The sequence below is a fragment of the Bradyrhizobium sp. LeoB3 genome, assembly GCF_055456055.1.
Window position 1 is genome coordinate 561,065 of the sequence record NZ_JBVBEF010000001.1, and the last position, 15,018, is coordinate 576,082.

Here is a 15,018-nt window from a genome sequence, read left to right on the forward strand (position 1 = left end):
TCCCCTCGAAAAAATCGCGCTCGCTTGCACACGGCGTCGCAGCCCGCTGCCATTCTCCCACAAGATGCCTCCGTCCCATTTGCCGGAGATGTCGCATCGTACAAACGCGGTCATAGTCCGCCCGAAAAAGAAACGTGGAGGAAACATGACCGAGAGTACCGTTGAGACGATCGCGTCGGAGGTCGCGGAGGGTGGGGCGGTATCGCCCAGGAAAGTGTTCTGGGCGACCTGGTTCGGATGGATGCTCGACGGCTTCGACTCCTCCATGTACAGCTACATCCTGGTCGGCGCGCTCTCGGAATTGTTGCCGGCGAGCGGGATCGAGGCGAATCACGCCAATATCGGCATTTATGGCGGCCTGCTGTTCTCGATCTTCATGCTCGGCTGGGCTTGCTCGATGGTGTGGGGCTGGGCGGCTGACCGCTATGGCCGGGTCCGGATCATGTGCTGGACGGTGCTGGTCTATTCGTTGTTCACGGCACTGTGCGGCCTTGCGACCGGCGTCGTCATGTTCGCCCTGTTTCGCTTCATGGCCGGTTTCGGTGTCGGCGGCGAATGGGCGGCGGGCACGCCGCTGCTGCAGGAATCCGTGCCCGAACACACAAGGGTGCGGCTCGCCGGCTGGCTGCACACGGCAACGCCGACCGGACTGTTTCTCGCCGCAGCCGTCACGCTGATCGGGGGAAGCCTGCTCGGCTGGCGCGGCATGTTCATGCTCGGCATCTTGCCGGCGCTCTTGATCGCGTACTTGCGCAGAAATATTCCTGAGCCGGCGCACAGCCGCGCATCCAAGACGAAGACCCCGCTTGCGGCGCTGTTCTCGGGCGCGCAAGCGCGCACCACATGGGCGGCAGCGCTGATGATGGCCTGCATCATCTTCGGCCTATGGTCATCCAACTTCTGGGCGCCGACGGTCATCATCACCAAGCTCACCGCGGCGGGCGCGACGCCAGCCTATGCGCAGCAGATGGGCGCGGTGGCGGGTCTCATCACCAATGTCGGCACGCTGGCCGGTTGCCTGCTGATGCCCTGGATCACCGGCTATCTCGCGAGCCGCCGCCGGACGGCGGTGCTGTTCTTCATGGGCTCGCTGTTCTCGGTGGTGGTGAGCTACGAGATCGCCATCGCGCGCCTCGACAACCTCGCCCTGTTCCTGGTCCTGCTTCCCGTGCTCGGCTTCTTCACCAACGGCGTGTTCGGCCTGTTCACGATCTGGCTGCCGGAGATGTTTCCGACCGCCTTGCGGGGATCCGGCTCCGGCTTCGCCTTCAGCATGGGACGCGTATTGGGCGCGGCCGGCCCGACCCTGATCGGCGCGCTCGCCGCAAAGACCGGGAGCTATCCGCTCGCGATTTCGCTGCTGTCGCTGATCTACGTGGTCGGCCTGCCCTTCATCGCGATGGCGCCCGAGACGGCGGGGAAGCCGCTGGCAAGATGAGGTCAGGCGCGCGCTTCGGCTCGCATCATTCGGCCGGCTCCGGAACGCGCGCCTTGCTCGCCGTTGCCGGTGCTGCGGCCGGCGGCAGTGATTGGTCCTGATCGTCGGAAGGCAGGCCGAAGCCTTTGACGATGCCGAAGATCGCGGGGATCACGATCAGCGTCAGCAGTGTCGAGGAGACCATGCCACCGATCATGGGCACCGCGATCCGCTGCATGATCTCCGAGCCCGTGCCGGTGCTCCACATGATCGGCAGCAGTCCGGCCATGATCGCAACCACCGTCATCATCTTCGGCCGCACGCGCTCGACCGCGCCTTCCATGATGGCATCGCGCAGGTCGGCTCTAGTCAACGCGCGTCCCTCGACGGCGCGACGCTCCCTGATCTCGGCCAGCGCCTGGTTGAGATAGATCAGCATCACGACGCCGGTCTCGGCGGCAACGCCCGCGAGCGCAATGAAGCCGACCGCGACGGCAACCGAAAGGTTGAAGCCGAGCCACCACATCAGCCAGAGGCCGCCGACCAGCGCGAAAGGCAGCGACAGCATGACAATGCCCGTCTCGGTGACCGAGCGGAAATTGAGGTAGAGCAGGAGGAAGATGATCAGGAGCGTTGCCGGCACGACGATCTTCAGGCGGGCCATCGCGCGTTCGAGATATTCGTACTGGCCGCTCCAGATCACATAATAGCCGGGCGGAAACTGGATGCTTGCCTGCACCGCTTGCTGCGCCTCAGTGACGTAGCCGCCGAGGTCGCGGTCGCGGATGTCGACATAGATGTAGGTCGCAAGCTGTCCGTTCTCGGTGCGGATCGAGGTCGGACCGCGCGCCGGCTGGATGGTCGCGACCTCGCCGAGCGGCACCGCGCCTCCCGCCGGCATCGGCACCAGGATGTCGCTTCCGATCGCCTTCGGATTGTCACGGAGGTCGCGCGGATAGCGCATATTGACGGTGAAGCGCTGCCGGCCCTCAACGGTCGTCGTCACCGTCTGTCCGCCGAGCGCGGTTGCGATCGTATCCTGTACGTCCTGGACCGACATGCCGTAGCGCGCCAGCGCCGTGCGGTCCGGCGTGATCTCGAGATAATAGCCGCCGATGCCGCGCTCGGCGTAAGCCGATGATGTTCCCGGGACTGCCTTCAGAACCTGCTCGATCTGCTTGGCGAGACGATCGATCTCGACCAGGTCGGTACCAACGACTTTCACGCCGATCGGCGTGCGGATGCCGGTCGAAAGCATGTCGATGCGCGCCTTGATCGGCATGGTCCAGGCGTTGGAGACACCTGGGAACTGCAGCGCCTTGTCCATCTCCGCGATCAGGCTGTCTACGGTGACTCCCGCCCGCCATTGCTCCTTGGGTTTGAGGTTGACGATGGTCTCGAACATCTCGGTCGGCGCCGGATCGGTCGCGGTCGCCGCCCGTCCGGCCTTGCCGTAGACCGAGGCAACTTCGGGGAACGAGCGGATGATGCGATCCTGCATCTGCATCAGCTCGGCGGCTTTTGTCACGGAGATGCCGGGCAGCGTGGTCGGCATGTAGAGCAGGGTGCCTTCATTCAGGTTCGGCATAAATTCCGTGCCGAGCTGTCGCGCCGGCCAGACCGTCACGGCGAGGACGACGAGCGCGAGCAGCACGACCAGCGTCTTGGCACGCAATACGCCCTTGATGATGGGTCGATAGGTCCAGATCAGGAAGCGGTTGATCGGATTCTTGTGCTCCGGAACGATCTTGCCGCGGACGAAGATCACCATCAGCGCCGGCACCAGCGTCACCGACAGCAGCGCGGCGGCCGCCATCGCGAAAGTCTTGGTGAAGGCGAGCGGGCTGAACAGTCGGCCCTCCTGCGATTCCAATGTGAAGATCGGCATGAAGGAAACGGTGATGATCAACAGGCTGAAGAACAGCGCCGGCCCGACTTCGGCGGCGGCGTCGATCAGGATCGAGACGCGGGACTGGCCGGGCCTGGCCCGCTCGAGATGCTTGTGGGCGTTCTCGATCATGACGATGGCGGCGTCCACCATGGCGCCGATTGCAATGGCGATGCCGCCGAGGCTCATGATGTTGGAGCCGATGCCGAGCAGCTTCATCGCGCCGAATGCCATCAGCACGCCGACCGGCAGCATCAGGATCGCGACCAGCGCGCTGCGGACATGGAGCAGGAACACGATGCAGACGACGGCGACGACGACGCTCTCCTCCAGCAGCGTATGCTTCAAGGTATCGATGGCGGCGTTGATCAGGTTCGAGCGGTCGTAGACCGGCACGATCTCGACCGATTTCGGCAGGCTGGTTGCGATCTCCTGGAAACGCTTCTTGACGTTCTCGATGACGTCGAGCGCATTGACGCCGAAGCGCTGCAGCACGATGCCGCTGGCGACCTCGCCTTCGCCATTGAGCTCGGCGATGCCGCGCCGTTCGTCGGGGCCGAGCTCGACGCGGGCGACATCGCGCAGCAGCACTGGCGTGCCGTTGGCGGCCTTGAGCACGATGTTGCCGAGGTCGTTGACATCCTTGATGTAGCCCTTGCCGCGGATGACGTATTCGAATTCGGACAATTCGACGGTGCGGCCGCCGACATCGGCGTTGCTGGCGCGGATCGCCTCGCGCATCCTTTGCATGGTGATGCCGCGGTCGCGCATCCGCTGCGGATCGAGGATCACGTTGTACTGCTTCACGAAGCCGCCGATGCTGGCGACCTCCGCGACGCCCTCGGCCTTGGCGAGCGCGAATTTCAGATTCCAGTCCTGGATCGTGCGGGTGTCGGCGAGGTTCAGCTCTTTCGAGATCACGGCGTATTGGTAGACCCAGCCGACGCCCGTCGCGTCGGGCCCGATCGTCGGCGTCACGCCGGCCGGCAGGCGCGAGGATGCGCCATTGAGGAATTCGAGCACGCGCGAGCGCGCCCAATAGATGTCGGTGCCGTCTTCGAAGATCACATAGACGAAGGAGACGCCGAAGAACGAGAAGCCGCGCACGACCTTCGACTTCGGCACCGTCAGCATGGCTGATGTCAAGGGATAGGTGACCTGGTCCTCGATCACCTGCGGCGCCTGGCCCGGATATTCGGTATAGACGATCACCTGTGTGTCGGACAGATCTGGGATCGCATCGAGCGGCAGATGAAGGAGCGCATAGAGCCCGGCCGCCGCGGCGAAGCCGGTACCGAACAGCACCAGCAGCAGGTTGCGTGCCGACCAGGCGATGACGCGGGCGATCATGGCTGTCCTCCCATGCCGCTGGTCGAGGATGTTTCCTGCACGCTGCGTGCATCGGAAAAGCCCTTCAGTGCCGCCTTGAGATTGCTCTCGGCGTCGATCAGGAAATTGGCCGAGGTCACGACGATGTCGTCTTCGCTGACACCCTCCGTGATCTCGACATAGCCGCCGCCGCGATGTCCGACCTTGACCTCGCGCGGCTCGAACCGGCCGCCGCCCTTGTCGATGATGACCGTCTGCCGGCTGCCGGTATCGAGCACGGAGCTGTCGGGTACGGCGATCACGGGGTTCTGGCTGCCGACTTCGATCTCAGCATCGACATACATGTCGGGAAGCAGCGCGAGGTCGGCATTGTCGAGTTCGATCCGGAGGCGGACGGTGCGCGTCTCCCGGTTGACCTGCGGATAGATCACGCTGACCTTGCCGGCGAAAGCGCGGCCCGGAAAGCTGCGGGCACGCACGGTGACGGGCTGGCCGACCGCGACGCCGCCGACATCGCGTTCCGCCACGTCGACCACGGCCCAGACCAGCGAGGTGTCGGCAACACGAAACAGCACGTCGCCGGGCTGCGCACGCATGCCCTCGATCGCATTGCGCTCCAGCACGATGCCGTCGCGCGGCGCCGACCATCCGATCACGATCGGGACGGCCTTGGTCTTTTCCATCGTCGCGATGGCGGCTTCCGGCACGTCGAGATTCATCAGCCGCTGCCGCGAGCCGCGGCCATAGCTTTCGATCGTCGCCGTAGTCTTCGAGGTGATGGTGGCGAGATATTCGGCGGCGGCCGATGAGACCGCGGGGCTATAGATCTCCATCAGCGGCTGGCCTTTTGTCACCCGGCTGCCGGTGGTCACATTGGCGACCTTCTGCACATAGCTTTCTGCGCGCATGGCGATGACGGAGACGCGGCGCTCGTCGAGCTGGATCGTGCCGGGCGCACGCACCAACGTGCTGACGATATGGAGCATCACCGGCTCGGACTTGACGCCGGTGCGCTGGATCCGGCCCGGCGACAGCCTGATCGAGCCGTCGTCGGTCTCCTCGCCGTCGTAGACGGGGATGTAGTCCATCCCCATCGAGTCCTTCTTCGGCGTCGGCGAGGTATCCGGCAGCCCCATCGGGTTGCGGTAGTACTTGATCTTGCGGGCGTTCGCAGGCGCGCCGCTTTCGGCGGCGGCCGCGTGCGAGACGGTGTAAGGCGCGAGCTTCGACGGAAGTCCGCCGGCGAAAATGGCGAGACCCGCCGCTGCGAAGGTCGCAGCGGCGGCGCCGATCACGATGGCGCGGGTCATTTCTGCGCCGTGACGACGAGCTTGTTTTCGACCGCGCCGGTTTCGCCCTGCACCTTGGCGCCGAGCGAAAGCTGCCAGCGGCCGGCCATGCCCAGGGTGGCCTTGAACTTGTACAGTCCCGGTTCCCCGCCGGGCACGGCGGTGACCTTGGTCGCCATCTCCTGCATGCCGTCAGGCGCCATATCCAGCCGTGTGGCGAAGATCACGGCATCCGGCACCGGCTTGCCGGTCTTCTTGTTGACCAGCCGAACCGTGATGATCTTGTCCGCTCCCGCCTGGACGGTCTGATCGACCAGTTGGAATTCGTAGTCCTTGATCTCGGCCCGCGCGGTGCCGGCCGTGCCCAGCATGGCCATGCCGATGAGCGCTGCCGAGACGGCGCGCTTGGTGTTGAACGATTTCATTTTTCCATTCCTCGATTGCTTTGGTCTGCTGCTCGCGCAGCACGTGTCATCCGCGCGGCGTCTCAAGCCACGCGGCAGCGCTCGGCGCCGTGACGCCGGTCAGGCCAAAGTTCGAGGGGGGTGGTCGGGAGGTGGGCGCGCCAGCCCGTCTGCGATGATGTCGTTGAGCGGACGGAGCTGTTCGCCCGGCCGTCGGATCACGTCCACCATGCTGGTCGATGGGCCGGCCAGCATGACCTGCATCATGCAGATCGCAACCAGCGGACAATCCTGGCAAGCCGCACTCTTCTCTTTGTCCGGGCAGCAGGGCATGTCCGCCATGTCCTGATCGTCTGCCATCTGCATGCCAGCGGACGACAGCATATGCTCCGCCGCTGCCGGGGTGGCGAGCGGCGCCAGGGTCAGGCTTGCCGTCACCAGCAGCGCGACCAGGAGCTTGAGCAGTTGGCGGATATCCATAAGCCTAGTTTCTCACAAGTGGCCTGTCGCTGGAAGGTCCCGTCCTTCAAAAATTGCGGCGCCGCTTCCGGCCTGTTACGTTCATTTCACTTTCTGCAACTTCGTCACCGTATAGCCTGATGCGGCTTCTTCGGCCTCGAACTGCACCTTCTCGCCAATTTTCACCTGCTTCAGCATGGCGGCGTCCTTGACGCGGTAGACCATGGTCATTGGTTCATCCATGCCAAGGCTTTTGGCCGGGCCGTGCTTGAGGGTGATCTTGCCGGCGCCCTCGTCTATCTTCTTGACCTCGCCGTTGATTGCACCGCTCTGCGCGGAGGCAGCCTGCGTCAGCAGGCTGGTCGCGAATGCCGCCGCTGCGGCCATGCGGATGATCCCGTTCATTGTTGTTCTCCTCTCGTTGCTCATTTCACGGTGATGCGGCCGACCATGCCGTAGTCGCGGTGATCGGGGATCAGGCAGGCATATTCGAAGCTGCCGGCGTGAGTGAATTTCCAGACGATCTCGGCCGACTTCTTCGGTGCGAGGCGGACGCCGTTGGGATCATCGTGCTCCATGTGCGGGTGCTTCTTCATCACCTCGGCGTGCTTCAAATTCTCCGTCGTGGTGGCGAGGAGGAATTCGTGATCCTCCTTGCCGACGTTGCGGATCACGAAACGGACCTGCTCGCCGCGCTTGACCTCGATGTTGGCCGGCTTGAACGCCATCTCGCTCATCTCGACCTCGATCGTGCGCGACGGCTTGTTCGGATTGCCAGGTTCGCCGGCTGCATAGGATGAGTGGCCGTGCTGTTCGTGCGCAACTGCCGATGCAGAGGCGATTGCAAGCGCGATCATCGTGAGGCCGGTCGTAGTGATCTTCATTGGAATTCCCTTCGAGAGTCTCTTGTTGGTGAGGCGCCGATCCATAGTCACATCTTCGTTCCCTTCATCGGTTTGTTGCCGCCGCGGTGGCCAGTCGGCGCTGCCGTCGCCGGCGATGTCTGCCGTGCGGGCGCGGCGTCGGGCATCTCCACCTCATAGGCGACGGTGCCGGGCGGATGCTGGTAGGGACCGGGATCGCGATAATCGTCGCGCGCGAGCCCCTCGCGGATCTTCATCACCGTGAACATGCCCCCCATTTCCAGCGGGCCGAACGGGCCGTTGCCGGTCATCATCGGGAGCGTGTTGTCCGGCGCGGGCATCTCCATGTTGCCCATCGCCATGCCGGTCGAGCCCATCACCATCGCATCTGGCGCGAGCCTGCCGACGGCCTTCGCGAGATCCTTGCGCGACACGCCGATGAAGTTGCGCATGTCGTGGCCCATCGCGTTCATGGTGTGGTGCGACTTGTGGCAATGGAACGCCCAGTCGCCGGGATTGTCGGCGAGCACATCGAACACGCGCACCGCCCCGACGGGTACATCGGTGGTCGTCTCCGGATATTGCGCGCTCTCCGGAATCCATCCACCATCGGTGGAGGTCACGTAAAACTTGTGGCCGTGCAGATGGATCGGGTGATTGGTCATCGAGAGATTGCCGATCCGCACCCGCACCTTGTCGCCAAGTCGCACCGGCAGCGGATCGATACCGGGGAAGACGCGGCTGTTCCAGGTCCACATGTTGAAGTCGGTCATCTCGTTGACCTTCGGCAGGTAGGTGCCGGGGTCGATGAGATAGGTGCTCATGACGAAGACGAAGTCGCGGTCGACGGGACGGAAGGCGGGATCGCGCGGGTGCACCACGATCATGCCCATCATGCCCATCGCCATCTGCACCATCTCGTCGGAATGCGGGTGGTACATGAAGGTGCCGCTGTGCTTCAGCTCGAACTCGTAAACGAAGGTTTTTCCTGGTTTGATGTGCGGCTGCGATAGCCCGCCGACGCCGTCCATGCCCGAGGGCAGGATCATGCCGTGCCAGTGCACGGTGGTATGCTCCGGCAATCTGTTGGTGACGAAGATGCGGACCTTGTCGCCCTCGACGGCCTCGATGGTCGGGCCCGGCGACTGGCCGTTATAGCCCCAGAGATTGGCCTTCATGCCGTCGGCGAATTCGCGCACCACCGGCTCGGCGACGAGATGGAATTCCTTCCATTCGCCGTTCATGCGCCAGGGAAGCGACCAACCGTTCAGCGTTACGACGGGCCGGTAGTCCGGTCCCGAAGTTGGATGGAGTGGCGGCTGCGAGGTCGCTTTGTCCATGGTCGGTGCCTCGGGAATGGCGGCGGCCTGCACGCGGCCAGCAACGGCGCCGGCGCCGACGAGAGCTGCGGTGCTCAGGAATCCTCTGCGTGAAAACATCATTTCCCTCCAGTCAGTGAGCGCCGGCCGTCGGTGCGGCTGCGGAAGCTGTCGTGGTTGGGCTTTCCCTTATTCCCGATCCGCCGCCGTTGATGGCGGTCTGCAGGTCGGATTGCGCCAGAAAGAATGCCCGTTTGGCGTCGATCGCAGCGCGGAGCGAGGCGAGGCGCTGGCGGGCCTCGGTGAGCAGCGCGAACACGTCGACCTGCATGCTGGAGAAGCGCAACTGCATTTCTTCCGTGATGATCTGGCGCAGTGGCAAAATCTCACGCTGATAGTGGGTGGCGATGTCGTAGCTCGAGCGGTAGGTGCGATAGGCATCGCGAGCTTCCGAGCGAACATTGACCGCCCTCTCGGTCAGCCGATTGAAGGCGAAATTGTAGGTCTCCGCCGCCTGGCGGACACGCACCTCGCCGCCGTCGAACACCGGGATCTGGAATTGAACGTCAAAGCCGCGCTCGCGGAACGGCGGATTTTCCGGGTCGCGGGTGCGCTTCTCGATGCCGGCGAGGTCGAGCAGCGTAACGAATCGCGTCGCCTCGGTGAGGTCGAGTGCCTTTGCCAAGGCAATAAGCTCCATGCGCGCGATCTGCAGGTCGATGCGGTGCGTAACCGCGTCGGCTTCGATCGAGGGCAAGGTTTGTGGACGTCGCGGCAAGGCCGGAAGCTTGTCCGGAATCTTGAAGTTGAGATCGTCGTCCCACAGTCCCATCAGGCGCGAAAGCCGTTCGCGGTCGCTTCCCGCCTCCTGCCGTGCGGTGGCAAGGTCTGCCGTGGTCTCCGCGTAAAATACCTGCTCGCGCGCCTGATCGAGCTTGTTGAGCGCGCCGGTCTCGCCGAGTCTTCTCGCTAGTTGCGCGGTTGATTCCGCCGTCGATTTTGCATCGGTAAGCAGGCCGACCATCTCGTTGGCGGCTAGGCTGCGGAAGTAGGCGCGCCGGACATCGGCGGCGAGTCGAAGCGTTTCAAGCGCGGCGCGCAATTGTGCTTGCCGAAAACGCTCACGCGCGATGTCGGAGCGGAATGGCAATGTAGCCAGTGCCAGGATGTCGCCGACCACCTGGCGTTCGACCTCGCTCGCACCGTTGCCGCTGATCCGCGAGATCGAGAAGACGGGATTGGGCGGCAGGCTCTGCTCGACGAGGTCGGCCTCGGCGAGCGCCAACTCGTTATAGGCGGCCTGCAGCCCCTTGTTGCTGAGCAAGGCGACCTGCACTGCGGCATCGGTCGTCAATGGGCGCGAAAGCAGGCGGCGGATCGTGCCGCGGATCCGTTCGGCATCATCGGCGGAGCGCAGGAATGCGATATCCTTGCCGATGGTCTGTTCCGTCGCGGTGGCGACGACCGTCATGCCGCTGTCGGGCGAGAAAGAGGCGCAGGCGGAAAGGACGGCCCCGGCCATCAGCAACAGGCCAATCGCAGGACCACGGATGGCAACCTGAATCATCGTTGCGGTTCCTGCCGTTGTCGCGGGGCGACATCCTCGTTGCGCTCGCGCCAGGGCGCCGGTGTCGCGGGACGCAGGCTCGTATAAGGTGCGATCGTCGAGCGGTAGCTGACGCTTGCGACGCGCGCGGCGGGATCGGCCGGGTCGGGGGTAGCAAGCCGCGTTGTCGCAGGCTGGCAGCCCGCGGCTGTAACGGCGATGGCGGCGATGAGCGTGCCCACCGCGAGAGTCGACGGGAAATGGCGTCCGTCCGTCGTACCAACGGCTGCGGACTTCGCCTCTGATAGCGAAGACATCAATGGATTCCTGATCTGTGCATGAGTCACGGGCGCACGCGCGATTCCGCGCGGCGCCTACGTCGTCACGTCAGCTCAGGTGTTGGGTGGACGATAGGGCAGAGGGGGCGCCGTATCGTGCACGCGCTGGTAGATTTCCGAGACGGAGGTCGATATCGGCTGCGTGGGCTTCGCGATGCTGGGCAAATCGGCCGTCATCGCGGAAAGGCATAGCATGGCGCAACACGGTCCTGGCGAGGTCTTGCCGTCATGCTTGTGCTTGAAGTCGCCGCTGCCGGCCTGATGGGCGGCGTGCGTGCCGCCATGTTCGTGCGAGCCATGCTTGTGCAAGCCTTGCTCGGCACTGGCATGCGCGTCGGCGGCCGCCAGCCCGACCTCGGCCGGCAGCCAGCATGCGGGATTGCCCACCGCAAGTGCGGCCCCCGGCGCAACGACGCAAAACAGGTAGAGCAGGGCGATCAACCACCCTGCCTTGGCCCGTTGCGGTTTCGTCAAGCGTACGAACATCGTCGGCAAAGTATCGCCAATCGCCGGCTTCGCCAAGGCGCCGGCAACATCATTCTGCGCTGAGCGACGATCCCGATCGCGGTTAAACGCGCTAGATGCCGGTTCGTTGGCTATCCCGGCGGTTTCCGCATGCCCAATATTTCGCCAAAGCGCTTGACCAGGAGGCAATTCGCGACGAAGTTTGGCCTCGCCGTGGAAATTCCTTCTCAGATCAGCCCAAATCCGGACCAGTTCATTCCCGATTCGCGCCAGTCGTGGCTGCGGCTCGCTGTCGCCGTGGTGATCGGAGCGCTCGGCAGCGTCGGCATGTGGTCCGTGGTGGTGGCGCTGCCGGTGGTGCAGGGGGATTTCGCCGCCACGCGAGGGACCGCCTCGCTCGCATTCACCCTCGTCATGATCGGCTTCGGCTCGGGCGGGGTTTTGACCGGCAAGATCACCGATCGCTACGGCATCGTCACCGCGATCGGGCTCGGGATCGGCATCCTCGGGCTCGGCTATATTGGCGCCGGCTACTCGCCGTCGATCTGGTCGTTCATCCTGTTTCATTTCGCGATCGGACTGTCGTCATCGGCGACCTTCGGGCCGTTGATGGCGGAAGCCTCGCACTGGTTCGACCGCTACCGCGGACTCGCGGTCGCGATCGCCGCCAGCGGCAACTATATCGGCGGCACGATCTGGCCGCCGCTGGTGAATCTCGGCATGCAGCAGTTCGGCTGGCGCGCCACGCATGTCGCGATCGGCATCTTCACCGCGGTCGCGATGACAGTCGCGCTGTTGGTGCTGCGGCGCCTGACGGGCGCGGCGAGCCGGCGCAGCCATCTCAACGCGGCGCCGCCGCGCGTCAATGTGCGGCTCTCCACCAACGCGCTGACGGCGATCCTCTCACTGGCCGCGATCGCCTGCTGCGTGGCGATGGCGATGCCGCAGGTGCATATCGTCGCCTATTGCGGCGACCTTGGCTATGGCGTGGCGCGCGGCGCCGAGATGCTGTCCCTGATGCTCGGCTTCGGCATCATCAGCCGCATCGGCTCGGGCTTCCTCGCCGACCGGATCGGCGGCATCCGCACGCTGCTGCTCGGCTCGGTCGCGCAGGGCACGGCGCTGCTGTTCTATTTGTTCTTCGACAGCCTGACCTCGCTCTACATCATCTCGGCGATGTTCGGCCTGTTCCAGGGCGGCATCGTGCCGAGCTACGCCATCATCATCCGCGAGGCGATGCCGGCCGCGGAGGCCGCCACCCGGGTGGGCATCGTGATCTTCGCCTCGGTGATCGGCATGTCGCTGGGCGGCTATATTTCCGGCGTGATCTTCGATGCCACCGGCTCCTACGCCGCCGCCTTCGCCAACGGGCTCGCCTGGAACGCGCTCAACGTCACCATCATGCTGATGCTGCTGATCCGCTCGCGGCAGCGGCTGGCGATGGCCTAGGCCTACCATCCTTTCGGATTTGATCGAGCGCAAAGCGCTGTGGCGGCAATCCGCTAGCTTTTCTCCATCAGCCACGGAGAGAAGCCATGACCCTCGATACCATCCTGGTCGTTATTGGCGTGACGGCGATATTCGTGACGATCGCTGCGGTCATCGCCTGGGGCGACAAGCAGACCCGGAATCTGTGAGGCGCCGCGCGGCGTCCGCCAGGTTCAGAATGTCTCAGAATGTCGGTGGGGTGCAGGCGCTGATCACCTCGCAGGGCTTGCCGCCGATGCAGCGGAAGCGATGCGGGCGGCGGCTTTCGAAATAATAGGCGTCGCCGGGATTGAGGATGCGGCGCTCGTCATCGACGGTGACCTCGAGCTTGCCGGAGACCACGATGCCGCCTTCCTCCCCGTCATGCACCAGCGGCACGCGGCCGGTATCGCTGCCGGGCTCGTAGCGCTCTTTCAGGATCTGCAGGCTGCGGCCGAACAGATTGTCGCCGACCTGGCGATAGGAGATCGGCGTCTTGCCGATCTCGGTCAGTTCGTCGGAGCGGTAGAACACCTTGCGGCGGCGCTCCGGCTCAAGCGCGAAGAATTCCGCCAGTCCCATCGGAATTCCATCGAGGATGCGCTTCAGCGCCCCGACGGATGGGTTCATCTGGTTGGACTCGATCAGCGAGATCGTCGAATTGGTGACGCCGGACCGCTTGGCGAGTTCGCGCTGCGACAGCTTCTGCTGCGCGCGAATGAATCGCAGCCGGCCACCGATATCGACGCTCATGGAGAGAATCCCTGTTGCAGGTGTTGCGGATCGCGCAAATATGCCGCGTCCGCCCCAATGAGATCAATGGGTTGCGGCGGCACAGAAAAGGGCTTGTTGCGCGTTTAGGAGCATGTTCGGCTGCGGCGTCAGCAGTGGAGCGACGCCGTGACCGTTCATCAGATTCCGAACACCATCAAGCTCGATTCGTTCTGGATGCCGTTCACGGCCAACCGGCAGTTCAAGGAGACGCCGCGGCTGTTCGCCTCCGCCGAGGGCATGTATTACACGAGCGTCGATGGGCGGAAGGTGATCGACGGCTCGGCCGGGCTCTGGTGCGTCAATGCCGGCCACGGCCGCAAGCAGATTGCTGCAGCGGTCGAGCGGCAGTTGATGACGCTGGACTTCGCGCCGTCGTTCCAGATGGGCCATCCGATCGCGTTCGATTTCGCCGAACGCCTCGCCGCGCTGGCGCCCACGGGATTGGACCGCGTCTTCTTCACCAATTCGGGATCGGAATCGGTCGATACCGCGCTGAAAATCGCGCTCGCCTATCACCGCGCCGCCGGCCAGCCGACCCGCACGCGCCTGATCGGCCGCGAGCGCGGCTATCACGGCGTCGGTTTTGGCGGCATGTCGGTCGGCGGCATGGTGGCCAACCGCCGGGCCTTCGCGACCCATCTGCCCGGTGTCGACCATATCCGCCATACCTATGATCTCGCCCGCAACGCGTTTGCAAAGGATCAGCCGGAGCACGGCGCCGAACTCGCCGACGACGTCGAGCGGCTGGTGGCGCTGCACGGTGCCGAGACGATCGCAGCCGTCATTGTCGAGCCGGTGCCGGGTTCGACCGCGGTGCTGCCGCCGCCGAAGGGCTATCTGCAGCGGCTGCGCGAATTGTGCGACAAGCACGGCATTCTCCTGATCTTCGACGAAGTCATCACCGGGTTCGGCCGGCTCGGCACGCCGTTCGCGTCGCAGTTCTTCGGCGTGACGCCTGACCTGATGACGACCGCCAAGGGCATCACCAACGGCACCGTTCCCTGCGGCGCGGTGTTTGCCAGCCGCAAGATCTATGACGGGCTGATGACCGGGCCGGAAAGCCAGATCGAGCTGTTCCACGGCTACACCTATTCGGCGCATCCGGTGGCCTGCGCCGCCGGCCTTGCGACGCTCGACATCTACAAGGACGAAGGCCTGCTGACGCGCGGCGCTTCGCTCGCCGAGCATTGGCGCGATGCGCTGCATCAGCTCAAGGGCTTGCCGAACGTGATCGACATCCGCAATGTCGGCCTGATGGGCGCCGTCGAAGTCGCTCCGCGCAAGGACGGGGTGGGCGCGCGCGGCTACGACCTGATGGTCGATTGTTTCAATCACGGCCTCTACCTTCGCCAGAGCGGCGACTCCTTAGCGATGTCGCCGCCCTTGATCGTCGAGCGCAGCCACATCGACGACATGGTGTCGATCCTCGGCGACGCCATCAAGCGCGTAGCCTGACCTTG

Annotated in this window: 14 protein-coding genes; 3 read left to right on the plus strand and 11 right to left on the minus strand. The window is 64.4% G+C overall.

All coding sequences use genetic code 11. The annotated features are described in order from the left end of the window. Positions 1 to 145 precede the first annotated feature (145 nt). The gene (locus tag ACZXDY_RS02530; RefSeq protein ID WP_464344334.1) at positions 146 to 1,438 is read left to right on the plus strand and encodes an MFS transporter; all 1,293 of its coding nucleotides are present in this window, start codon (positions 146 to 148) and stop codon (positions 1,436 to 1,438) included. A 25-nt stretch (positions 1,439 to 1,463) separates the two neighbouring features. On the opposite strand, the gene ACZXDY_RS02535 is transcribed toward ACZXDY_RS02530, so the two are convergent. The 10 genes from ACZXDY_RS02535 to ACZXDY_RS02580 all read right to left on the minus strand — a co-directional run bounded on the left by ACZXDY_RS02535 (position 1,464) and on the right by ACZXDY_RS02580 (position 11,293). Continuing rightward, entirely contained in the window at positions 1,464 to 4,655 is a 3,192-nt protein-coding gene (locus ACZXDY_RS02535; protein ID WP_464344335.1) for an efflux RND transporter permease subunit, read from the minus strand. Further along, complete coding sequence (locus ACZXDY_RS02540; protein WP_464344336.1) at positions 4,652 to 5,944, minus strand: efflux RND transporter periplasmic adaptor subunit; 1,293 nt, start codon at positions 5,942 to 5,944, stop codon at positions 4,652 to 4,654. The genes ACZXDY_RS02535 and ACZXDY_RS02540 overlap by 4 nt, the downstream gene beginning before the upstream one ends. After that, positions 5,941 to 6,348, minus strand: coding sequence for a FixH family protein (locus ACZXDY_RS02545; RefSeq protein WP_464344337.1), 408 nt, complete (start codon positions 6,346 to 6,348; stop codon positions 5,941 to 5,943). The genes ACZXDY_RS02540 and ACZXDY_RS02545 overlap by 4 nt, the downstream gene beginning before the upstream one ends. 99 nt (positions 6,349 to 6,447) lie before the next feature. Further along, positions 6,448 to 6,807 (minus strand): hypothetical protein, encoded by a 360-nt coding sequence (locus tag ACZXDY_RS02550; protein WP_464344338.1) that lies wholly within the window; start codon positions 6,805 to 6,807, stop codon positions 6,448 to 6,450. An 81-nt stretch (positions 6,808 to 6,888) separates the two neighbouring features. Further along, positions 6,889 to 7,191: a copper-binding protein gene (locus tag ACZXDY_RS02555; RefSeq protein WP_464344339.1), complete on the minus strand. Its 303-nt coding sequence runs from the start codon at positions 7,189 to 7,191 to the stop codon at positions 6,889 to 6,891. Positions 7,192 to 7,211: 20 nt separating this feature from the next. Next, the gene (locus ACZXDY_RS02560) at positions 7,212 to 7,670 is read right to left on the minus strand and encodes a cupredoxin domain-containing protein (RefSeq protein ID WP_464344340.1); all 459 of its coding nucleotides are present in this window, start codon (positions 7,668 to 7,670) and stop codon (positions 7,212 to 7,214) included. Positions 7,671 to 7,717: 47 nt separating this feature from the next. Further along, the gene (locus ACZXDY_RS02565; protein WP_464344341.1) at positions 7,718 to 9,088 is read right to left on the minus strand and encodes a multicopper oxidase family protein; all 1,371 of its coding nucleotides are present in this window, start codon (positions 9,086 to 9,088) and stop codon (positions 7,718 to 7,720) included. 13 nt (positions 9,089 to 9,101) lie between these two features. After that, positions 9,102 to 10,535, minus strand: a complete 1,434-nt coding sequence (locus ACZXDY_RS02570; protein ID WP_464344342.1) for a TolC family protein — start codon at positions 10,533 to 10,535, stop codon at positions 9,102 to 9,104. Further along, complete coding sequence (locus tag ACZXDY_RS02575) at positions 10,532 to 10,831, minus strand: hypothetical protein (RefSeq protein WP_464344343.1); 300 nt, start codon at positions 10,829 to 10,831, stop codon at positions 10,532 to 10,534. The genes ACZXDY_RS02570 and ACZXDY_RS02575 overlap by 4 nt, the downstream gene beginning before the upstream one ends. 75 nt (positions 10,832 to 10,906) lie before the next feature. Continuing rightward, positions 10,907 to 11,293, minus strand: a complete 387-nt coding sequence (locus ACZXDY_RS02580) for a hypothetical protein (RefSeq protein ID WP_464344344.1) — start codon at positions 11,291 to 11,293, stop codon at positions 10,907 to 10,909. A gap of 237 nt (positions 11,294 to 11,530) precedes the next feature. Between ACZXDY_RS02580 and ACZXDY_RS02585 the strand changes: the two genes are divergently transcribed. After that, positions 11,531 to 12,766 (plus strand): MFS transporter, encoded by a 1,236-nt coding sequence (locus tag ACZXDY_RS02585; protein WP_464344345.1) that lies wholly within the window; start codon positions 11,531 to 11,533, stop codon positions 12,764 to 12,766. Positions 12,767 to 12,988: 222 nt separating this feature from the next. Here ACZXDY_RS02585 and ACZXDY_RS02590 read toward each other — a convergent pair whose 3' ends face one another. Then, positions 12,989 to 13,537, minus strand: a complete 549-nt coding sequence (locus ACZXDY_RS02590; RefSeq protein ID WP_464344346.1) for a cupin domain-containing protein — start codon at positions 13,535 to 13,537, stop codon at positions 12,989 to 12,991. A 147-nt stretch (positions 13,538 to 13,684) separates the two neighbouring features. Between ACZXDY_RS02590 and aptA the strand changes: the two genes are divergently transcribed. Beyond that, positions 13,685 to 15,013: an omega-aminotransferase AptA gene (gene aptA, locus ACZXDY_RS02595; RefSeq protein WP_464344347.1), complete on the plus strand. Its 1,329-nt coding sequence runs from the start codon at positions 13,685 to 13,687 to the stop codon at positions 15,011 to 15,013. Positions 15,014 to 15,018: the final 5 nt, after the last annotated feature.